The organism is Octadecabacter algicola, from assembly GCF_021532625.1.
GTDB classification, from domain to species: Bacteria; Pseudomonadota; Alphaproteobacteria; order Rhodobacterales; family Rhodobacteraceae; genus Octadecabacter; species Octadecabacter algicola.
The window spans coordinates 445,111-466,226 of the sequence record NZ_JAKGAR010000003.1; the positions used below are offsets into that span (position 1 = coordinate 445,111).

Below are 21,116 nucleotides of genomic sequence, written 5' to 3' on the forward strand. Positions count from 1 at the left end.
AAAATGGCCAAGTACGAAAAGAACCCAGACGTCGTCGCGACGCTGACGCCCGAACAGTACCGTGTCACACAAGAAAACGGGACGGAACGCCCTTGGACCGGTGCTTATCTGGACAATAAAGAAGTCGGAATTTACGTCGACGTCGTTTCTGGCGAACCGCTGTTCGCATCTTCCGATAAATATGAGTCCGGTTGCGGCTGGCCAAGCTTCACCAAACCGATTGAAGATACCCACGTGAATGAACTGACGGATTCCACCCTGGGTATGGTGCGAACAGAAGTGCGTTCCACCCATGGGGACAGCCATCTTGGTCATGTTTTTCCTGACGGACCACAAGACCGCGGGGGGCTACGCTACTGCATAAACGGCGCATCCCTGCGCTTCGTTGCCAAAAGTGACATGGAAGCCGAGGGTTACAGCGATTACTTGGATCAAGTGGAGGATATCTAATGAGCGAGACCAAACAACGCGCAGTATTGGCCGGTGGCTGCTTCTGGGGCATGGAAGAATTGATCCGGAAGTTACCTGGCGTGGTATCGACCCGCGTTGGTTATACAGGCGGTGATGTACCGAATGCGACCTACCGCAACCATGGCACCCACGCCGAAGGTATCGAGATTATCTTTAACCCATCGGAAATCACTTACCGCCGGCTTCTTGAATTCTTTTTCCAGATTCATGATCCGACAACTGCGAACCGCCAAGGCAACGATCGTGGCATGTCATATCGTTCAGCTATTTACTACGTCGACGATGATCAGAAAGGTGTTGCAGAAGAAACGATGAAAGATGTCGATGCGTCTGGAGTGTGGCCATCTAAAGTCGTGACCGAGCTCGAGCCCGTTGGTGACTTCTGGGAAGCTGAACCAGAGCATCAGGATTATCTGCAACGCTTACCAAACGGGTACACTTGCCATTTCATCAGACCCGACTGGGTACTGCCCCAACGAAATGCTGCTGAGTAGCTAGGAGGCAATTCGGGGCCGACCACTGGCGGTCACCCGTAACGTCGCCTCAATAAACATCGTTTGAGCCTCGATCTGCGCCTCTCGCAGGTCGAGGCTTTCTGTTACACGAACCTCTTCTACTCCTGCAGCGGTAGCTTGCTCTGTCGCGCTGGCCGTCAGGATATCGCGGAGCGTTTTAACTGCTGTGTCTTTATCGCCAAATTGCGAGGGTCCATCTGGCAGGTGAACAACGAAAGCGCCCTCTCCAGCGCTGGTAATACTGCCCTCGGCGTGGATCGCGATTTGACCGACTACCGCACCAATCGCATTGGCAACACCCCCATCGGTTGGAAGAATAGTCTGGCAACCAAGTCTCTCCCCCACTGCGCCGTAGTAGCACTGCGCTGAAGCGCCCAAACCGATCAAGGGAACCGCAAGACCGACATCCACACGCGCAATATTACTCTGTCTTCTAAGGCCAAACTTGGTCAGGTCATGTAGAGATAGTTCAGCAGGTTTATCCCAGCCCTCCTCGGCAAAAGCAGTTTCTAAAACAGCTAAAGAAGTCTGAACTGTCATTTGTTCGACAATTCGTTCCGCCACATCTTGTGCTGTTTTAGCGAGCCGATCGCCTCCTCCGACCCGCTGCCGTCCGAAAAGGCTCAACGCCTTGGTCGCAGCCAAACCATCCCAATCAGACACCAACCCAAGGACATGGCTTGCATCGGTTGGCGTAACCCCAACCATCATGACCAAGCCCCGCTTAACCAACCGAGCTAAGGCTGGCTCATCAATGCGGTTTCGCACGACGTCTGACCACCGTTGAGGCCCGCCTTGCAAACGGTCTGCAATGATCGCCTCCCGATCATCGAGGTTAGAGGGAAGATCCGTCCATAGCCCCAAAACAAACCGTGACGCTTCGACGGGAGCAGCGTCGAGCCGCAACGCTCGATCTAAAGATTCATGAACAAGGTCAGCGTGATCTATGGCAAGTAACGAAACGGGCATTACACGGCGTGGCCCAAGAAAAAGAGCGGCGTCCAGACCATCTTCAACAGTCACTTCACTGTCACCGCCTAAACCAAAAGTGCGCATAGCGACGGCTTCAACCATCGTTCTGTATTTTCCGACTTTCGCACCATTTGGGTCTATCTTTGGCGATCCGTTTCGTAAAAGGCAGATATCGGTTGTCGTTCCACCAATATCGCTAACAAGGGCGTTCTTTTCGCCTGTTAACCACTGCGCGCCGGCAATGCTCGCGGCGGGGCCGCTCAAGATTGTTTCAATCGGACGTTCGCGCGCGAGATCAGAAGAAATCAATGCACCGTCCCCACGTACCACCATCAATCTCGCAGAGATCTCGCGCCTTTCCATATGCGATAGTACAGACTCGATAAGCCTGTCGATCATACCGATCAGCCGCGCATTAAGAACGGCCGTTAAAGCACGTTTTGGCCCACCAAGGGATTGGCTTAGTTCATGGGAGCAGGTTACAGGAATACCGAGTTTCTTGCGTACCATTTCTCTGGCTATGATTTCATGTTCTGGGTTTCTGGTCGCAAAACGTGATGCGATTGCTATTCCCGTTAGCCCCAGAGAAATAGTCTCTAACCATGCGGAAAGCGCATCGATATCCAGACTGCTGATCTCCGCTCCATTGTGGGAATGACCGCCAGAAACAAACAAAACTGGGTCGCTTCCGATTGCGTCAGTCAGGTCTGCCTTGTCCAATTCCGACTGCTCGAACCCAATGAAGATCAGCGCGATCCGACCACCCTGCCCCTCAATCAATGCATTCGTAGCCAGTGTCGTTGACAACGAAACCAGCGCCACGTCGGTTGGGTCAGTGTCGCTATTCGAAAGGACGGCGTCGATTGCCGCGCCGATCCCGAACGAGAGGTCAGGCCGTGTCGTCAAGGACTTAGCTGATGAGACGATCTTGTCTGCAATATCATCCAGCAAAACCGCGTCTGTGTAGGTCCCACCGGTATCGATGCCCAAGAGAATTGCCATTGTCGCCCCTAATCGTTTTCTTGAGGATATCAAAGAAAGCCAAAGCCCGAATACCAAAGACGACAACTTATCGCAGCTTCCGCGGCATTTAACTCTTGGAGTAGCTTTCCAGTTCGATAATCGGACCGCCCGCGGCTTTTGCATCTTCTAGGTCGTGGGTTACCATCAGTACTGGCAGGTTTCTTTCCTTAACCACCCGAAATACGAGTTCTCGAACATGGGCACGCAGTTCCGCATCCAGTCGTGAAAAGGCTTCATCTAATAGCAACGCCTTTGGATCAGAGAGCAACATTCGCACGAGTGCCACACGGGCCCGTTGCCCGCCCGACAATGTTGCGGGGTCTCTATTGGAAAACCCAACCAACCCGACATCACTCAGTGCGTTTTCAATCTTCCTGTGCCGTTCAACACGTGAACCACCGCGCGGAATACCAAACGCGAGATTTTCGCCGACACTCATGTGCGGGAATAGTAGGTCATCTTGGAACAAGATCCCGATTTCGCGTTTGTGTGGCGGTAACCCGGTTATGTCTTTTCCATTCAACAGGACCTCACCCATGCCCCTAAAAACGGGATCTAAGTTGCCCGTTAAATACGCCAGAAGCGTTGATTTCCCGACCCCTGACGGCCCCATAACCGACAAAATCTCGCCCGCTGCAACTTCATGATCGATCTCGATCAGAGGAATTCCGTCCCGAATAATACAAATTTTCCGCAGAGATAGACTCTTATTCATGCATTCCCCTCCGATTGCGCCACAAGAGTGTGGGTATAGTTAACGCAAGCGCAAACGGGACCAAAGCCGCGAGTGTTTGCATAAGGCCGTATACACCGATTGCTCGCCGATCCCCGCCGGATGCCAACGCTACGGCTTCGGTCGTGAGCGTGGCCACACGCCCGCCGCCAATGATCAGGGTTGCTAAGTATTGACCAACCGAAACCGCGATTCCGACAGCGGTCGCCGTTAAAATCGGGCGAGTGAGCATAGGTAGACGCACGCGCCAAAATACCCCCCAAGGCTTGGTGCCGAGCGCACCCGCGACTGTTGCATTTCGAGTGTCCCAGGACCTCCAAGGATCGCCAAGTGATAAGAAGACGTATGGAAGGACGAAAACCAAATGTGCAAAGATCACAGGCGCCCGCCCAATGTCGGCGCCAATGTTGAGAAGCAAGGTCTGCAAACCAGGAAGAAATGCCGTTTGCGGGACGAGCAAGGGTAGATAAAGCAGCCATATCCCACGTCGGGAAAGCGGGCGGCCAGATCGATGCTCTGCCTCTAGACAGCCCAACACAAGGACTAGCGCGAGTCCAACTGCTACACCTGCGACAATAAATGTCTCACCGAACGTCTGGAACGCAGCGGGCCCGTGTCGGTCCCAGTTTTTCCAAGTTATTGCATCGGGTAAACTGTTAGGAAAACTCCAAAAACCAGCGACAGACCAAACTGCCAAGCCTGCAATTCCGAGCAGGACCGCCAGTGAAGAAATTGACCCCAAGCCGAGTGAAATCACGCGGATCGATGCCTCTTTTTGCCCCCTGTGACCTGTTTCAATCCAAATACGGCCAAGCCATGCGATAACCCGCTCTCCACCCCACCATAAAGCCAAGGCAAAGATGACAAGTGCTAATTGCAAGAGTGACGCCGCCGCCCCAGTAAGGCGCATCGCAAGGTCAGGATCGCCCATCCATTTAACGATCTGAACTGAAAGTGTAGGCGGCGTCGACGGCCCCAAAATCATGGCAACGTCAACAACACTCATCGAATAGGCTAGGACTACGTAAACTGGCAGTCGAATTTGATCGTAGACCCGAGGGAAAACTGTCTTGAGCCAACCTGTGACCCGTCCGTAACCAAGGCTCTGTGCGACCATGAGTGAGCGACGGGGCTGTGCTTGGCCCAATGCTGCGATTGTCATTAACAAGAGAAACGGAACTTCTTTCACCACAAGCCCAGCTATCAGCGCAATTCCGAGTGGGTCTTGCAGTATCAAGAGGTCAGGTGGGCGGTCCCATCCCGTAAGACTTGGGGAAACCAACCGTGCGATCCATCCCGATGGTGCGATCAAGAAAGCAAGGCCAAATGCTGCAGCAGCATGCGGCACGGATAGCAAAGGCGACAGCAGCCTTTCCAACAATCGAAACGTCCGCGTTCCCGACCAACCAGCGACAAACATGACAACGATCGCCAAGGAAATGCTTGTTGCTATAAGGCCTGTCGAAAGAGACAGGCGAGACGCCGATGTAAGCCCCGCCCAATCCATAAGTGTTCGAAACGGGTCAAGCGAAGGGCCCATCAAACCCGCAGCCGGCAAATGGCCGAATGCGGGCAATACTGTTCCCCAAAGCCCCGCGATTACGGGGCCCAACATTGCAAACAAAGTTACCGCTGGCAGAAACCTTAGCATGTGAAAGGCAATGTCGCCTTAATTGCCTACGCCATAGCGTTCAGCCCAGTCATCCGCGATGCGTGTCATCCACGAAGGATGTGGTTCGGCCTGTACAGCGCCTAATTCAGCAGGTGACAAGGTCGCAACACCAAGCTCGAGTGCCTCGAAGGCCGCTCGTTCGTCAGCATTCAATGCATCCATGTTAAGCACTGTGCCATATCCAAGGATATTTGGGTCTTGAGCCCGTACTTGGGCTTCTGGGGACATCAAGAAGTTGGCAACAACCATAGCGCCTGATGCAGAGCCAGAGTTGTATGGGATTGCGACAAAGGACGCATTACCGATAGTTCCACCTTCTAGAACGAACGTACGAACGGTGTCGGGTAGCTGGCTGTTTGCAATTGCCGCCGTTGCCTCACCCGGGCTGAATGAAATTGCGAGATCAACTTCGCCGTCTGCGATCAACTGAAGCTGTGCGGGACCCGTCGCAGGATACGCGCGGCCTTCACGCCACAAATTCGGCGTTAGAGCATCCAGATATTCCCATAGGGGAGCGGTAACTTGTGCATAGTTTTCATCAGTCGCTTCGCCTTGAAGGACAGATGCATCATCCAGGACATCAACAAGCGCTTGTTTCAGGAAGGTGGTGCCCAAAAAGTCGGGCGGTTGCGGATAAGTAAAGCGACCTGGATTGGCCGTGGACCATTCCAAAATTGAGGCCATGTCAGCCTGTGCGACCATATCGGCAGTGTCATACATGAAAACCACTTGTGCCATGGCCCATGGGGCTTCGTATCCTTCGACAGGAACCGTAAAATCTGTCTGAACGGTCTTGCCTTCGCTGTCGACAACAGCCCAGTTCGGGAGCTGTTCTGCGAATGGGCCAAACAGCAAATCCGCTTCTTTCATGGCAGCGAAATTAGACCCGTTGATCCAAATCATATCGATTGCACCGTCTTCGTTCTCGCCAGCCTGTCGTTCACTCAGGACACGGGTAACAGCGTCTGCTGTATCCGTGAGTTTAACATGCTCAAGAATAACGCCGTAATCTTCTGCAACCCGATCTCCGACCCAAGCGATGAAGTCATTCGTAGTCGTCGATCCGCCCCACGCATTCCAATAGACCGTTTGGCCTTCAGCTTCGGCCATAACTGCGTCCCAGTCGGATGGATCTGGCGTGGCGAGTACGAGGGACGGAGCAGCAAAAGCCGCAATAAGGGCGAGGTGTTTCATTGTTTTTCCTTTGTAGTGAAGACGCGCCGAGCGGCGATGAGTCGAAGGGTGGCTGTTGCAAAACAAAGCGCACCGAATATCCAAGCAAGAGCCGCAAACGATGTTGGGAACAGACACAGCAGAACAAAGAACACTATGGTCTCTGTCCCCTCTAACAAACCATTTGAGAAGTAAAGTGACTTGATACCTTGGGAAGATGTTTCCATTTCATGTTTCTCGGCCAAAATCGCATAGCCGAGGAAACTGGTTCCGTTGAAGTAGAAACTCGTCAACAAGAATGCGCCCGCGATGGCGTTGGCGCTCGGATTCATTATTACAAACGCGAATGGGATAGCGCCGTAGAACAAGAAATCACATGCAATGTCGAGATAACCGCCAAAGTCGGTTTTGGTTGTTGCACGCGCAACCGCGCCATCCAGTCCATCAGCGATGCGAGATGCCAAGAGCAAAAAGAGAGCCAGAAACGGCCAACCTATGGCGATCAAAAACGCTGCAGACAACCCAAGTACTAACCCCGTTATAGTGACAAAGTCAGCTGTAACGCCTCGCGCTGCAAGTACGGCGCCGAATGCGTTTAGCGGCGGGTCAATTAATCGTCGGGCGTGAGCGTCCAGCATTTTGTCTCGCAATTAAGTCACAAGACTTGTGACTGATGCGTCGACGCCGCGCAATCATGCTGACAAGAATGTGACCAAGCGTGCGGCGCCGGGCAATCCCGGCGCACAATGCTCTAGTTGGAATCTACGTCCGCACCGAACGTTGCCAAGAAGGCATACATGTCGATCGCGTCCTGCTCGTTACGGACACGATACGCCATTTTGCCGCGTGCGCGTGGGTCTTCTGTAGCTTCACGCAGCCATCCTGTTGGGTCCTGAACGTAGGCAACGAACGCCTCTTCCGTCCAAACTTGACCTGCTGCGCCGAGGTCTACAATTGCGTCGCCATAGCGGAAGTCTTCGACTGCGCCGAGTTCACGGCCAGCAATGCCAAAAAGGTTCGGGCCAGTGCGCGCGCTGCGCCCAGCCAAGACATCGCCATCTGCGTTTGCCACAATGTGGCATGCAATACATTGGCGGCCGAATTGCTGTTCGCCAGCCTCTGCATCGCCAGTCGCTGCGTGCCCGTCAGCGAAACCGGGGCCAGCAAGCAAAGCGGCGGCAGCGGCGTAAATAAACTTGGTCATAGGAATCTCCATAAGGTCTATGAATGTGCAGCATTGCCGCACTCGAGCGAAACTAAACCTATCAGTTCCACCGTCTAGGGGAAAACATGTGTCGGAGCAGTGACGCGATGTCACGCCCGCTTTTCATAGCATTTCTAGTCGCGTTCATTCGTGTAAAAGACGAAAGATGCCCATATGAGGCGTGAAGATTTCGGAAGGGCCCATGCAATGGCGCAAGACACGACAATGATTCCGGCCTGGGTAGATGGCGTGCTTACGCCGACGGAAAAGCTCTATGTTCACAAGAACGGTCTACGTCACAAAGCGGTATCAGTCTTTATTTTGGATGGCACAAAAGTTCTGATCCAACGCCGCGCATTGTCGAAATACCACACCCCGGGGTTATGGGCGAACACCTGTTGCACGCACCCACTTTGGGACGAACCACCAGAAACCTGTGCGACACGCAGGCTGTCCGATGAGCTTGGAATTGAGGGGGTCTCTTCGGTATTTCGTGACCAGCTAGAATACAGAGCCGACGTTGGGGGTGGGCTAATCGAACACGAGGTGGTTGATCTATTCGTGGCAACAGCTGACGCTGAAACCCTCACTATTACGCTCAACCCGGATGAAGTTATGGAAACTCGTTGGGTCGACATCTACGATCTTGCCGAGCAAGTTAGGCGGCAACCAGACAATTATACGCCGTGGTTGCGGATATATTTGGCGGATCATCTTGAGACTGTGCTGACGCCGAAAACAACCTGAAGAACGAACCGCTGTCGGTACAACGGTTCGCTCCAAAAATTCTTAATATCGTCAGTTATTTCGTAGCTTCAGGGTCACCCTCGGAAGCGATCTCTTCACCTACAATTTCCGCATCCACAACGTCGGTGACGTCTACTGGCGCTTCAACCTGACCGACAATCAGCGGAAGCATTTCAACACCGGCTGGCATTGCAACTTCGCCTTTTGGTGGCTCACGCCAAGTCAAAGTATCGAAGCCCGAACAGTTCCCGCAGATAGGCGCCCATACCGGATGGATGTGTTGGCAATTGTCACAAATCCACTGCGGGCCACGGGTCGCAGTCAGCGCCTTTGCCAGCCAGCCACGAACGACTGCGTCATCGGCCCCTTCGCCGCGTTCAATCGCAGCCATAAGCGTCAGGTTCCGCGCTGTTGGTTGCTCAGCAACAAGTTCGCTGATTGCACGGCGCGCTTCGGGGAAATCTTCAGCAGCGATATGGAGCTCAGCGAGCAGCATTTTGGTTTCGGCGTGGTTTGCGTGCACTTTGGTCAAAGCCCGGAACCGTTTCAGTCGCGCTGCAGGTGTTTCATCGGGAACAATCGCCGCAAAAGCCGCCGCCAAATCTGGGTGCGGGGCAACGTCCCACGCTTTTTTCAGAACACGGCTCGCTGCACGAGCGTTGCCTTTTTCAATGTATGCCTGTGCCGCCATTACGGCAGCAGGGATCAGATCAGGAGACATGCGGTTGGCTTCAATGCTAGCTTCTTGCGCTTCGATCGTCTGGCCTTCTTCAAAAATCCCTTTGGCCTCGGACAATGCGAGAACCGCATCGCGGCGTTTATGAATATTTCGCGGCAACTGACCCGTTTTCAACTTTGCCGTCAGCGTTTCACGCGCACCCTTCCAGTCACTCTTTTCGGCCTGAAGGCGCAACAAAGTATCCTGTGTCTCAACATGCTTTGGCTTGATCGCAAAAGCCTTCTCGGCAAGGACCAGCGCCGTATCAGTATCGCCGTCCTCCAGCTTCTGTTTCATGATACCGCGCACGCCGACAAAACGTGTTTTGTCATCTTCCAACAGTTTTCGGTAAGTCTGCTCGGCTGTCTTGCGATCACCAGCAAGCTCGGCCGCTTGTGCTGTAAGCAAGTTCGTTAGCTCGGGACGCTCAAGAAACTTCTCTGCACGGTTGGCTTTCGCCATCGCCAGACGACCTTCACCTGATGCCAAAGCCATCATGCCCTCAGAAAGCGCCTCATACCCTTTGCGCTCGCGGTTTCGCGAAAAATAACGCGAGATTGCTGTTTCGTCGCCATTTAAGAATTTGAACGTCGCAACGGCCAGTCCAATCAGTTTGAACATTAACCAGATCAGAGCGACCAACACGATCAACCCGATGACCAATTCAATCACCGAGAACGTGGCGGCCTGTCCGCCGATATCAATCGTGGCGCTGCCATCCATATCCATCAACATTGTCGCGCCAAAGGTCGCGGCCATAACAACGGCGACAAACGCCAAAATCTTAATAAGGGACCAGAGCATCAGGGCAGCCTTTGACTAGTTATAGGTTTCAGACAGGGTCGCGATTGCGTTCAAAACGTCTGCACGTTCTGTGGCGCGGGCGGTCCAGTCTGTCAGATCAGCACGTGCCACTTCTGGCAGTGCTTCGAGTTCAGCAAGCGCGTCAGAAACACGCCCTTCTTTTACAGCAGCTTCAGCCCTTGAAAGAATAGCATCAGGGCTGGTCCCTTCTTGTGGTGAAGTCGAGCGCACATCAAACTGGCTGCGCAAGAAACCACCTAGGCCTCCCGCGTCATCGGAAACGCCTTCCGAACGGGCAGTTGCCAATGCCGCGCGCGCAGCGGCAGGAAAGTCAGCCGTCAATTGGGCGGTTGTCGCGACACCAGTATCCGCAGCGGCTGTAAGCGCGGCAGGCAAATCAGCGTCGTTCAGGTCGCTCAATGCATCGGCGAAAGGCGCGCCAGTCTCTACGGCTGTGGCGACACGGTTCAACGCGGCACGAGCGACCGCAGCTTCAGCAGCTGCAAGCGCGTCTTGCTCTAGTGCTTCTGCCTCCGCACGAGCAGCGGCCAAGTCCGCCTCAGCTTGCGCGGCAGCCGTCATAACAGACTGTTGCTGGACCTCGAGATCTGCGCGCAATTGTTCCAATTCACGCTCATATGCAGCAAGGGCAGTATCCGAGAGCGTTCCATCGGCGTTCGGTTGTTTTTCCAGTTCATCCAGGCGGCCCTCGAATGCCGCAATCTGCCCAGTCAGATCGTTACTCAAATCACCAATCTGCGCGGTAGTTTGTGTGCTCAGATCAGAAACTTGACCTTCAAGTCCACTCAGGTCTGGTGCGGGGATATTGGCAATCTGGTCTTCCAAAGCGGCGATTTGCTCAGCTTGGTCTGACAGTTGTGCCGTTAGATCATCATTGCTACCGAACATCGGGAAGTAAGTCGCGACACCATATCCAATTGCGCCAGCCACAAGACCACCCAGCGCCATAGGCATAAAGCCGGAAGACTGCTTTGTCGCGGGTTGCAGCTCATTGATGAAAGCTTCGGGCTCTTCGGCAACCTCGAATTCCTCAATATCGATCGGGTCTTCGACGATCTCCATATCCAAAGGATCACTCTCGTCTTCGTCTGCTAAGAGGTCGAAGTCTTCCTCATCGTCTGGAAAATCGTCAGTGGCCGCGTCAGCATCGACAGTCACATTACCGTCCTCCGCCTCGACAGGTGTTTCAGCCAAGGCTTCAGCTTCAGTAACCTCAACCTCATCAGCAACGGTCTTATTGGTTTTTGATTTATTGGTCTTTGTCTTAGACGACTTCGCCACGTGCCTTACCCTACCCACATCAATTTGAGTTTCATCGCTCACCAAATGTACTCTAGCGCGGGCCATTCGGACCCTCAAGCGATCAAACGAGATGTTGCCGCTACCATTTCCAATTGATTTGGCGCTTTAGAAATAATTATGGACGCCGGCGACAGTGCCTCAGCGGCGCCTGCCACAACTGGGCTTATTGCAGTGACATGGGCAACACCCAAATCCACCCCCCAATCCGCAATAATAGAGACTGTTTCGGCTGAAAACAAAGGAAGTAATATTGCATCCCGTGAAGTAAGGGCTTCGATTGCTTCTGTTTTTGGGCTGCACAGTTTTTTGCGGTAAAGCACGGCCTCTTGGCAGCTTAGTCCGCTAATCTCCAGCTTTTCTTTGACATTTCCTACAGAAGTTTCCCCCCTAAGATGAAGCATATGCTTCTTAGGTTCGTGTTCTAGAATCAGCTCGGTCAATTCTGACGCCGTCCCGTTCGCGCTGATTGGCCTGTATCCGGCATCTTCCGCCGCTTCGGCGGTGCTATTACCCACGCAGTACGCAATACGCCCATCACCCTTTGGGGCAAATGACACCCCTGCGCGCGACGTAAAGATTCCTATTTCGAAAGCCGGGACAACCGCGCCAGTGCCACAATACTCGAACGCGGGACTAATGAGCCGCTGAAACGGGCCCGCACACTCTTTTAGTGCTGCGAGAAACTGCTCGCTGCTCAATTGAGGGCGCGTCGCTAGAACGATCGGATTGTCAAAGCAGGGCACGGCGACACCTCTAGAAGCATTGTAGGGATTGCAGCCAAGTGTTACCTGCCTCATGTCCAGACGCAAGCAGGCCAACCCGTGAACAAACCTACACCTCTTACCATTCTTGGCATCGAAAGCAGTTGCGATGATACCGCTGCGGCAGTCGTGCGTGGTGTCGCCGGTGAGGCCAAAGTTTTGTCCGCAATAGTATTTGACCAGACAGAGGACCACAAAGCCTTTGGCGGCGTCGTGCCTGAAATCGCAGCCCGCGCGCACGCGGAAAAGATCGACTATGCGGTTGAGGATGCACTGAATGCCGCGGACCTAAAGCTATCAGATATCGACGCGATCGCCGTAACGAGTGGGCCTGGATTGATCGGCGGCGTGCTGTCCGGTGTCATGTGCGCCAAAGGAATAAGTGCCGCAACGGGCTTACCCCTGCTCGGGGTAAATCACCTTGCGGGTCACGCATTGACCCCACAGCTAACAGATAAGGTCACCTTTCCTTATGTAATGCTTTTGGTGTCAGGCGGTCACTGCCAGTTCCTGCTGGTGAAGGACCACGATGATTATACGCGGCTGGGTGGTACGATAGATGATGCACCCGGCGAAGCCTTCGATAAAACAGCACGTATTCTCGGCCTTTCTCAACCTGGAGGTCCGGCGGTCGAACAGGCCGCAAAAGATGGCAACGCAAAAGCCTTTGCCCTGCCGCGACCTCTTCTCAATCGCGACGACTGCAATATGTCGTTCTCCGGTCTGAAGACAGCGATCCTTCGTGCCCGAAACGAAGTAATCGCCGAACACGGCGGATTACCGATATCTGTGCGCTCAGATCTGTGCGCCAGTTTCCAAGCCGCTATAAAAGATGTCCTAGTCTCGAAATCGCGCCGCGCATTGGCGGCCGCTCGGGCGATCGCCCCAAACGTTACGACGTTAGCAGTTGCTGGCGGCGTTGCTGCAAACAGCGCGATCCGAAATGGCCTAGAGACACTTTGTGCAGAAACAGAGACTACTTTTGTCGCCCCGCCCCTTTCTCTTTGCACTGACAACGCCGCGATGATTGCTTATGCGGGGCTCGTTCGCTTTACTAACGGAAAGGCAGACGACCTTACACTGTCCGCTCGGCCCCGTTGGCCACTGGATGAAACAAGCCCATCGATGCTCGGTAGTGGGAAAAAGGGGGCAAAGGCATGAAAATAGCAGTCGCCGGTGCAGGCGCATTTGGCACAGGCCTTGCGATAGCATTGGCAGCTAATGGGCCTGTTACGCTTTGGGCACGGGATGCAAAGGCTGCGACCAAGATGCAAGAAAGCCGAGAGAACGCAGCGCGTCTACCTGATCTCATAATTCCCGAAAATGTGACTGTTACGTCTGACTTATCCGAAGTCTTTGCCGCGGACACCATTCTACTGGCAATTCCTGCTCAGAAAGCTGGTGCTTGGCTGGCCGAACATGCGGCCGAGTTGGCAGGCAAGCGGTTGGTTGCTTGCTGCAAAGGTATCGATCAAGCGACACTGCGCGGGCCCGTTGCACAAATTGAAAACCACGTACCCGATGCTGTCGCAGCGATGTTAACTGGGCCTAGTTTTGCCGCCGATATTGCGCGCCACCTGCCAACGGCGCTTACACTTGCCTGCAAAGACAACGATGAAGGCGCCTACCTCCAAGCCTGTCTTTCGACTCCAACATTGCGGCTCTACCTGAGCCACGACGTTGTTGGCGCTGAATTGGGTGGCGCTTTAAAGAACGTCATCGCGATCGCCTGCGGTGTCTGCATGGGAGCAGGATTTGGTGAGAGCGCCCGCGCAGCCGTAATCACTCGAGGATTTGCCGAAATGCGTCGCATAGGTGCAGCCCTTGGCGCCGACCCCGAGACCTTAACAGGGCTTTCGGGCTTTGGTGATCTCGCATTGACGTGCACATCGGATGCCTCCCGGAACTACCGATTTGGATTATCAGTCGGGGCCGGAAAAGAATTCGATTCCAGCACGACAGTTGAAGGTGCCGCAACTGCGGTTTCTGTCACTAACCTTGCTGAAAAACATAACCTTGATCTGCCGATCTGCCGTGTGGTCGCTGATTTATCCTCTGGAAAGATCGACCCAGAAACCGCTTTGGCGACGCTGTTGGCGCGCCCTCTTCGAAAGGAACAATAATGCGTGTAGCTCTTATCACCCGTGACAAAGCAGGTGCTTTGCAAATTCGCCTCGATAACCGTGACGCCCACCTCGCTTATATTGCAGAAACAGGTGTTGTTGAAATGGCCGGTCCATTTCTTGACGCAGATGGAACCATGTGCGGGTCCATGATTATTATGAATGTTGAGACCATGGCAGAAGCGCAGAACTGGGCAGACAATGACCCGTACGCCAAGGCAGGATTGTTCGAGAAAGTTCGCATCGAGGAATGGAAAAAGGTCATCGGGTGATGCGCTACTGGCTTTTCAAATCAGAACCCTCCACTTGGGGCTGGGACGACCAAGTCGCCAAAGGAGACGTAGGCGAAGAGTGGGATGGCGTGCGCAATTATCAAGCCCGCAACTTCATGCGCGAGATGAAGGTTGGAGACAAAGGCTTCTTCTATCATTCTCAAAAAGAGAAGTCCGTGGTTGGAATAGTTGAGGTGTGCGCCGCAGCTCACCCGGACAGCACAACTGACGATGATCGTTGGGACTGCGTTGATATCAAGGCAGTACGCCCTTTCGAATCGACCGTAACACTCGATCAAATTAAGTCGGATGAACGGCTTAGCGAGATGGTTTTAGTCAGAAGCTCACGTCTTTCCGTACAACCGGTGACGGAAGATGAGTGGGGCATCATATGCGACCTTGGCAGAACAAAACCCTAGCTTTTTGACCCTCAGAGGCCCAACATCCCTTCACAACAAAGAATGGGAGGAACTAATGGGATTTGTTTCTGTAATCGTCGCGGCAATCGCTGGGTTTGCATTTGGTGCTGTTTGGTACATGGCGCTTGCCAATCCTTGGATGGAAGCTGCGAACATTAAAAAAGGCGAAGACGGGCGGCCTGAAGGCGACACCATGTTGCCTTATGTCATGGCCTTGATTGCAATGGTCGTCGTTTCGGGAATGATGCGCCACACCTTTGCTCTCTCGGGGATCGAAACATTTGGAAAAGGCCTGATTTCCGGCCTTGGAATTGGCCTGTTCTTTATCAGCCCATGGATCATGATCAACAATGGCTACACGAGCCGCCCTTTCAAATTGACGCTTATCGACGGTGGCTATGCGACTTTTGGTTGCGCTGTGATCGGCGCTGTTTTGGCATTGTTCTGATCTGAAAATTGAAAGGGCCCGAGCAAATGCCCAGACCCTTTCTCTCACCCACATGTACTCCGAAGAGCCACCACACGTGTATCTGAAACTGGTTCTGGGCCATCCTGGCCGCTCTTGAGTGATACCCGCTAAGACAGGATTCTCGCAACAAGATAGCCTGTAAGATGCAATTCAAATGCAAAACGCCCACCAAACGAATGGCAGGCGCTTCAACTATTTCAGTAGAATATCGGACGTTTAGCCGTAAACAGACTCTTTTCCGAAATGCTTTGTCAGCATGTAATAAATCACGGCACGATACTTGCTGCGCTCGGATTTACCGTAAGTTTCGATAGCAGCGTTGATCGCTTCCATCAGCTGAGGTCCATCTGCAAGGCCTAGCTTCTTTATCAAGAAGTTGTTCTTTACGGTTTCCAGCTCGGAGGCTTGGCTGCCTGCGACTGTGGATGCGTCAGCATTATAGATCGACGGACCGCAGCCAATCGTAACTTTAGTCAAAAGATCCATGTCCGGAGACATGCCGCATTTGTTTTTCAGGTCGTCTGCGTATTTCGCGATCAGGTCGTCACGTTTGCTCATGGTATTCTCCCACCTTGTCCTGTTTTGGCCAATTATCTGGCGCTGGGGGAAGGTTAGTCTGTGATTCACCCTACGCAAAGGGAAAATATTGTTGAGGTTCCCCATACCCGTCCTATCTACATAGCCCACGACCACGCGACTGCAGGTGAAAATGATCTGCGTGTAGCGCATTGTAGTCAGGGCCAAGCGTCGTTGCGAACCATTTGCATGCGCTGTCTCGTACCGCTCGTAGAAAATCAGCCTCTTCAGTCCCGTCGCCCCAATCTTCAATAAGTCTAATTCGGCGCCCATCAGAAAAGTCGAACCCAGTGACGTCGATCGCCTCGGCGGTCGCATGGGTGCTCCATCTCGTAGATGAACCTTGGGTGGTTCTTATTGGGCGGCAGTTGTAGCTTCCGATCTGGCGGATGGTCGTAACTTCACTGCGAAGAATGTCGCGAGCCGCAGGTTGGACCCCGTGCCGTTCCCACATTGCAGTCCGCAAAGCGATTGCGCAGGACGTTGCAATTTCATTGATCTCGGCATCGCCAACACGAGTAAGGTTCACGCGATTGCGCACATGACAATCGGCGGACTCCTCAATCGGATCAATTGAAGCAGCCTGTGCGGCGTCCAACAGTATGGCAACGCATTGTGTTGGGTCATCAATTGCTGTGCGCAGCTTCCATGTCGTGAGAGGTGAGACCGGATCAGCAACGGACAATGGCACCCTAGGGTTCCATTCGTCGGGCAACGGTGTGTCAGGGTGAAAAAGAGCTACAAGCGTACCCAAGATGCCACCAGCTATGACCAAGAGAAAGATAGAACTAACCACCGACCGGAAGATCGCCCAACGCGAAACGCGAGACCGTTTCGGGGCCTCGCGTTCTACATTGTCTTCGGGTTCTTCGGTCACGTTTCGACCTTAGTACCGGTAGTGTTCTGGCTTAAACGGACCCTCTGGCGTTACACCGATGTAGGCTGCTTGCTCTGGGTTGAGTTTTGACAGTTTCACGCCAATCCGATCAAGGTGCAGACGGGCAACTTTCTCATCAAGGTGCTTTGGCAGAATGTAGACACCAGGCCGATACTCGTCGCCCTTTGTGAACAATTCGATCTGCGCCAAAACTTGGTTCGTGAACGATGCAGACATTACGAATGATGGATGCCCCGTTGCATTTCCAAGGTTCAAAAGGCGACCTTCGGACAACAGGATCAACCGATGGCCATTTGGCATTTCGATCATGTCGACCTGTTCTTTGATGTTGGTCCACTTGTGGTTCTTCAACGCCGCGACCTGAATTTCATTGTCGAAGTGGCCGATATTGCCAACAATCGCCATGTCTTTCATGCGGCGCATATGTTCGATGCGAATGACGTCTTTGTTGCCCGTCGTCGTAACAAAGAGATCTGCGGTTTCGACAACATCATCCAATGTCGTAACTTGAAAACCATCCATTGCCGCTTGAAGCGCGCAAATCGGATCGACTTCTGTAACGATTACACGTGCGCCCGCACCCGCCAAAGACGCAGCAGAACCCTTGCCGACATCACCGTACCCCATGACGACAGCAACCTTACCCGCCATCATCGTGTCGGTTGCGCGACGAATGCCATCGACCAGAGATTCTTTACACCCGTATTTATTGTCGAACTTCGACTTGGTTACGGAGTCGTTTACATTGATCGCCGGGAACGGCAGTTGTCCGTTTTTGTGGAGATCATACAGACGGTGAACGCCCGTAGTCGTTTCCTCGGAGACACCCAAGATGTCGCCGCGAGTTTTGGTAAACCAACCCGGAGTGGCGGCCATGCGTTTCTGGATCTGCGCTTTGATGACTTCTTCTTCTTCCGATGTTGGCACCGCCAAAACGTCCTCGCCGGCTTCCATACGTGCACCCAGCAAGATGTAGAGTGTCGCATCGCCACCATCGTCCAAGATCATATTCGCGCCTTCTGGAAATGCGAATGACTTGTCGAGGTAGTCCCAATGCTCTTCTAGCGACTGCCCTTTGATCGCGAACACAGGTGTGCCGCCTTCAGCAATCGCAGCAGCCGCATGGTCTTGCGTTGAAAAGATGTTGCATGATGCCCAGCGCACGTCGGCACCCAACTCAACAAGGGTCTCAATCAAGACCGCCGTCTGAATGGTCATGTGCAACGATCCGACGATCCGCGCACCTTTCAAAGGTTTGCTTTCGCCATATTCAGTGCGACATGCCATGAGACCTGGCATTTCGGTTTCAGCAATGTCCAGCTCTTTGCGGCCAAATGCAGCAAGAGAGATGTCTTTAACGATATAGTCATTTGCCATTTCAGAGGCTCCTGCTGTTGTTTGAGAGCCGCCTATCACTGTAAATGGCTTGGTTCAATCAGCAGCTCAGCCCATTCTTGTCCCCCTTTCAATCTTTAAGGGGCTTTCAAACGGGCCATCGGCATTTGCCTTACCCGCTGCTTGCATGGCTCAAACGCTGTGCTATCCAATCGGCATGAAACAAGCACGTGCATGGCAAAGAATGTTGTCGGGTCGCAGGTTAGACCTGCTGGACCCCACTCCTATGGATATCGAGATTGAAGACATTGCTCACGGGTTGGCCTTTGTGGCCCGCTGGAATGGCCAAACCAAAGGTGATTTTGCCTATTCTGTGGCTGAACACTCTCTCCTTGTTGAACGCATTTTCGCGATCATGAACCCTGCGGCGGGTATCAGATGGCAATTGGCTGCTTTGCTACATGACGCGCCTGAATATGTGATTGGCGATATGATCAGCCCCGTAAAAGCCGCTGTTGGTCCGGGCTACGAAGCATTGGACGACCGGCTCATGGCTGCGATCCACATTCGCTTTGGGTTACCCGCACAGGTTCCTGTCGCGATCAAAAAACAGATTAAGAAGGCGGACAAGATTAGTGCATGGCTCGAAGCGGTGCAGATCGCTGGTTTCACGACAACTGAGGCAGATAAGTTTTTCGGCAAACCTGACGCAAACATCGTGAAAACTTTGGCCATTCGCCTGCGTCCACCTGTCGAAGTTCGAGCAGAATTCACCCAACGACATGCAGAGCTAATGGATCAATTATGACATTCGAAACCCGTACGATGACCGCTGACGACGTCCCAGCATGCGTTGCCATCCTTAACCCGATCATCGCCGCTGGTGGCACCACCGCCTATGAAGATCCCTACACCGAGGAACATTTCCTCGAACACTATTGCAACGAGCCGCCCGTCTCCAACGTGATTCTCTACAACAGTACAATCATCGGCTTCCAAGCTGCATTTGAAGTGGAACAGGGTCTATATTCCGTCGGGACCTTCACTGACCGCAACAATCCGGTGCGCGGTGCTGGCGCGGCGCTCATGGCTAAAACTAAAGAGGACTGCCGCACCCGCGGCGGCACCGCCATCCTTGCCAAAATCACCGAAGACAACACCGGCGCCTTGGCTTTCTATTCCAAAATGGGGTTCGAGGATTTCGAAGTTGATAAAGCCGCCCACACCCGCAAGTCGGGCAAGGTCGTCGACAAGATCATCAAGCGGTATTCGCTTTGATTCTTCGTACACCGAGAAGCCAAAGACTCCCATGACCGATGACATTTGTTCACTACCGCCCGATTTCGAAGCGAAGATCACGATCTTAAGACCAGAACAGGGCGGAAGAACGATCCCTCCGCACAACCCTATTCGGTGGGATCTCGGTTACGCAGATAGAGCGCCGGACGATCCAATCTACATGATTTGGCCAAACTTTTTAGATGATCATGGTGTGCCCATCTCAAAAGGTATTCCACTATCAGGGACCCTACCTGCACAAATGCACATCCTCGCTCGGGATATGATCAAATTTCATAAATCCCGAATAGTCGTTGGCACAAAGTTCAATTGCCACGAAGGACGTCGGATGGTCGCAACCGGAGTAGTCACCAAGGTATATTTTCCTATTTAAGAAACTCCGCCGGAGCCAAAAGGATCTGAGAAGACGGGGCCAGCATCAGGGAACGCCGGCCCCGCCAAACCCTCACCAAAGATCGCGGTACGGGTTGTGTGCGCGCGCTTGCCGATTCGGGTTACGGCGGCGCTTTGGAATGTAATGATCTGCGTAGTCCTTGGCGTTGTCAGGGATGTTGTCGCCACGACGTTTTAAAGTCGCTGTGAACATAGCATCTGCAAGTAGAGTAAGCATGTCAGTCTCCTTTGGTTTGTCTCGATAGCCAACAGATATGGCTAACTTGCGATTTCCCCTAGTCAGGAAGATTTCTCATATGTTAGCCTAGCTTTCATATGAATTGGCATGACATCCCTTCCCTTATGGCGCTGCGTGCGTTTGAAGCCGCAGCACGCCACGGCAGCTTTTCTGCTGCCGCGCGCGACCTTAACGTGACACATGCCGCCATTGGTCAACATGTCCGCGCGCTTGAAGACCATTTCGGTCAATCACTTATGCAACGGGACGGCCGAGGCATGTCCACCACAGCGCAGGGCCGTCAACTGGCCGACAGCCTATCCGAAGCCTTCGGTCTTATTGCCACGGCCTCCACCGACCTTTTGAACCAAACCAAAACCCGCGCCATCCGTGTGTCATTAACCCCGTCGTTCGCCGCCAACTGGCTAATGCCCCGCATTGGGTCATTCTGGGACACACACCCAGACATCGAAGTTGAACTTATCCCGTCAATGCAATTGATCGACATCCGCCGCGACAACATCGATGTCGCAATTCGCTACGGTGATGGGAATTGGGCTGGTGTTCATTCTGTTCCGCTCATGCCCGCTGGCCACACGGCTGTCGCTGCTCCCAACTATCTAAAGGGGTGCAAAACTAACTGCCTCGCAGACCTCAAAGGGTCTCGTTGGTTGCTGGACGATAACAGGTCAGAAGAACGGCTTTGGGTCTGCGAGAATGGCATCGACCTAGACGAAGAAAACGTCACCTATTTTGCCACCGGTCAACTGTCCCGCGAAGCAGCTCTTGCCGGTCTTGGCGTCACGATCCTCCCCGCGCCTGTCGCCGCTGGCCACATTGCATCCGGCGCCTTGGTGAAACTATGTGAAGAGGTCGACAGCCCGGTCGCCTATCACGTCCTGATACGCCCTGAGGTGGTGAACCCCGCACGGGACACATTCGTGAAATGGCTCAATGTTCAAACGATCGAGAACCAGATCTAAACAATACCAGACCCAT

General features: G+C 53.4%; 24 protein-coding genes. 11 read left to right on the plus strand and 13 right to left on the minus strand.

Going from position 1 to position 21,116, the window contains the following annotated elements:
- Positions 1 to 3 precede the first annotated feature (3 nt).
- Positions 4 to 450, plus strand: a complete 447-nt coding sequence (gene msrB / locus L0666_RS13390) for a peptide-methionine (R)-S-oxide reductase MsrB (RefSeq protein ID WP_235261893.1) — start codon at positions 4 to 6, stop codon at positions 448 to 450.
- Positions 450 to 965 carry a peptide-methionine (S)-S-oxide reductase MsrA gene (gene msrA / locus L0666_RS13395; protein WP_235261894.1) on the plus strand — a complete coding sequence of 172 codons (516 nt, stop codon included), beginning with the start codon at positions 450 to 452 and terminating at the stop codon, positions 963 to 965. The genes msrB and msrA overlap by 1 nt, the downstream gene beginning before the upstream one ends.
- On the opposite strand, the gene L0666_RS13400 is transcribed toward msrA, so the two are convergent.
- The 6 genes from L0666_RS13400 to L0666_RS13425 all read right to left on the minus strand — a co-directional run bounded on the left by L0666_RS13400 (position 966) and on the right by L0666_RS13425 (position 7,763).
- On the minus strand, positions 966 to 2,960 hold the full coding sequence (locus tag L0666_RS13400) for a hydantoinase/oxoprolinase family protein (RefSeq protein ID WP_235261895.1): 1,995 nt from the start codon (positions 2,958 to 2,960) through the stop codon (positions 966 to 968).
- Positions 2,961 to 3,048: 88 nt separating this feature from the next.
- On the minus strand, positions 3,049 to 3,696 hold the full coding sequence (locus tag L0666_RS13405) for an ATP-binding cassette domain-containing protein (RefSeq protein ID WP_235261896.1): 648 nt from the start codon (positions 3,694 to 3,696) through the stop codon (positions 3,049 to 3,051).
- The gene (locus L0666_RS13410) at positions 3,689 to 5,365 is read right to left on the minus strand and encodes an ABC transporter permease (RefSeq protein ID WP_235261897.1); all 1,677 of its coding nucleotides are present in this window, start codon (positions 5,363 to 5,365) and stop codon (positions 3,689 to 3,691) included. Before L0666_RS13410 ends, L0666_RS13405 begins: the two co-directional genes overlap by 8 nt.
- Positions 5,366 to 5,383: 18 nt before the next feature.
- A complete protein-coding gene (locus L0666_RS13415; RefSeq protein WP_235261898.1) occupies positions 5,384 to 6,580 on the minus strand; it encodes an ABC transporter substrate-binding protein in 1,197 nt (398 codons plus the stop codon).
- A complete protein-coding gene (locus tag L0666_RS13420; RefSeq protein WP_235261899.1) occupies positions 6,577 to 7,197 on the minus strand; it encodes a CDP-alcohol phosphatidyltransferase family protein in 621 nt (206 codons plus the stop codon). Before L0666_RS13420 ends, L0666_RS13415 begins: the two co-directional genes overlap by 4 nt.
- 113 nt (positions 7,198 to 7,310) lie before the next feature.
- The gene (locus L0666_RS13425; RefSeq protein ID WP_235261900.1) at positions 7,311 to 7,763 is read right to left on the minus strand and encodes a c-type cytochrome; all 453 of its coding nucleotides are present in this window, start codon (positions 7,761 to 7,763) and stop codon (positions 7,311 to 7,313) included.
- 207 nt (positions 7,764 to 7,970) lie between these two features.
- On the opposite strand from L0666_RS13425, the gene idi reads away from it, so the two are divergent.
- The gene (gene idi, locus L0666_RS13430; RefSeq protein ID WP_235261901.1) at positions 7,971 to 8,510 is read left to right on the plus strand and encodes an isopentenyl-diphosphate Delta-isomerase; all 540 of its coding nucleotides are present in this window, start codon (positions 7,971 to 7,973) and stop codon (positions 8,508 to 8,510) included.
- A 55-nt stretch (positions 8,511 to 8,565) separates the two neighbouring features.
- Here idi and L0666_RS13435 read toward each other — a convergent pair whose 3' ends face one another.
- The 3 genes from L0666_RS13435 to L0666_RS13445 all read right to left on the minus strand — a co-directional run bounded on the left by L0666_RS13435 (position 8,566) and on the right by L0666_RS13445 (position 12,152).
- Complete coding sequence (locus L0666_RS13435) at positions 8,566 to 10,032, minus strand: heme biosynthesis protein HemY (protein ID WP_235261902.1); 1,467 nt, start codon at positions 10,030 to 10,032, stop codon at positions 8,566 to 8,568.
- A 15-nt stretch (positions 10,033 to 10,047) separates the two neighbouring features.
- The gene (locus L0666_RS13440) at positions 10,048 to 11,334 is read right to left on the minus strand and encodes a hypothetical protein (protein ID WP_235261903.1); all 1,287 of its coding nucleotides are present in this window, start codon (positions 11,332 to 11,334) and stop codon (positions 10,048 to 10,050) included.
- Between the two features lie 74 nt (positions 11,335 to 11,408).
- Positions 11,409 to 12,152 (minus strand): uroporphyrinogen-III synthase, encoded by a 744-nt coding sequence (locus L0666_RS13445; protein WP_235262214.1) that lies wholly within the window; start codon positions 12,150 to 12,152, stop codon positions 11,409 to 11,411.
- Between the two features lie 24 nt (positions 12,153 to 12,176).
- Here L0666_RS13445 and tsaD point away from each other — a divergent pair, with 24 nt between their 5' ends.
- Genes tsaD through L0666_RS13470 form a run of 5 tightly spaced genes read left to right on the plus strand, consistent with a single transcriptional unit; the run spans position 12,177 to position 15,378 of the window.
- Positions 12,177 to 13,277: a tRNA (adenosine(37)-N6)-threonylcarbamoyltransferase complex transferase subunit TsaD gene (tsaD, locus tag L0666_RS13450; RefSeq protein WP_235261904.1), complete on the plus strand. Its 1,101-nt coding sequence runs from the start codon at positions 12,177 to 12,179 to the stop codon at positions 13,275 to 13,277.
- Positions 13,274 to 14,239, plus strand: a complete 966-nt coding sequence (locus tag L0666_RS13455) for an NAD(P)H-dependent glycerol-3-phosphate dehydrogenase (protein ID WP_235261905.1) — start codon at positions 13,274 to 13,276, stop codon at positions 14,237 to 14,239. Before tsaD ends, L0666_RS13455 begins: the two co-directional genes overlap by 4 nt.
- Positions 14,239 to 14,511 carry a YciI family protein gene (locus tag L0666_RS13460; RefSeq protein WP_235261906.1) on the plus strand — a complete coding sequence of 91 codons (273 nt, stop codon included), beginning with the start codon at positions 14,239 to 14,241 and terminating at the stop codon, positions 14,509 to 14,511. The genes L0666_RS13455 and L0666_RS13460 overlap by 1 nt, the downstream gene beginning before the upstream one ends.
- Complete coding sequence (locus L0666_RS13465) at positions 14,511 to 14,930, plus strand: EVE domain-containing protein (protein ID WP_235262215.1); 420 nt, start codon at positions 14,511 to 14,513, stop codon at positions 14,928 to 14,930. Before L0666_RS13460 ends, L0666_RS13465 begins: the two co-directional genes overlap by 1 nt.
- Before the next feature lie 55 nt (positions 14,931 to 14,985).
- Positions 14,986 to 15,378, plus strand: coding sequence for a DUF1761 domain-containing protein (locus tag L0666_RS13470; RefSeq protein WP_235261907.1), 393 nt, complete (start codon positions 14,986 to 14,988; stop codon positions 15,376 to 15,378).
- 237 nt (positions 15,379 to 15,615) lie between these two features.
- Here L0666_RS13470 and L0666_RS13475 read toward each other — a convergent pair whose 3' ends face one another.
- From L0666_RS13475 to ahcY, 3 genes are all read right to left on the minus strand, one after another.
- Complete coding sequence (locus tag L0666_RS13475) at positions 15,616 to 15,957, minus strand: DUF2853 family protein (RefSeq protein ID WP_235261908.1); 342 nt, start codon at positions 15,955 to 15,957, stop codon at positions 15,616 to 15,618.
- 112 nt (positions 15,958 to 16,069) lie between these two features.
- A complete protein-coding gene (locus L0666_RS13480) occupies positions 16,070 to 16,852 on the minus strand; it encodes an extensin-like domain-containing protein (protein ID WP_235261909.1) in 783 nt (260 codons plus the stop codon).
- A 9-nt stretch (positions 16,853 to 16,861) separates the two neighbouring features.
- Entirely contained in the window at positions 16,862 to 18,250 is a 1,389-nt protein-coding gene (ahcY, locus tag L0666_RS13485; RefSeq protein WP_235261910.1) for an adenosylhomocysteinase, read from the minus strand.
- A 175-nt stretch (positions 18,251 to 18,425) separates the two neighbouring features.
- Between ahcY and L0666_RS13490 the strand changes: the two genes are divergently transcribed.
- Together L0666_RS13490 and L0666_RS13495 are read left to right on the plus strand one after the other, a co-directional pair.
- Positions 18,426 to 19,016, plus strand: a complete 591-nt coding sequence (locus L0666_RS13490; RefSeq protein ID WP_235261911.1) for an HD domain-containing protein — start codon at positions 18,426 to 18,428, stop codon at positions 19,014 to 19,016.
- Complete coding sequence (locus L0666_RS13495) at positions 19,013 to 19,486, plus strand: GNAT family N-acetyltransferase (RefSeq protein WP_235261912.1); 474 nt, start codon at positions 19,013 to 19,015, stop codon at positions 19,484 to 19,486. Before L0666_RS13490 ends, L0666_RS13495 begins: the two co-directional genes overlap by 4 nt.
- 466 nt (positions 19,487 to 19,952) lie before the next feature.
- Here the strand turns inward: L0666_RS13495 and L0666_RS13500 are convergent, their stop codons facing one another.
- Positions 19,953 to 20,117, minus strand: a complete 165-nt coding sequence (locus L0666_RS13500) for a hypothetical protein (RefSeq protein WP_235261913.1) — start codon at positions 20,115 to 20,117, stop codon at positions 19,953 to 19,955.
- Between the two features lie 98 nt (positions 20,118 to 20,215).
- On the opposite strand from L0666_RS13500, the gene L0666_RS13505 reads away from it, so the two are divergent.
- Positions 20,216 to 21,100, plus strand: coding sequence for a LysR family transcriptional regulator (locus tag L0666_RS13505; protein WP_235261914.1), 885 nt, complete (start codon positions 20,216 to 20,218; stop codon positions 21,098 to 21,100).
- Positions 21,101 to 21,116 lie beyond the last annotated feature (16 nt).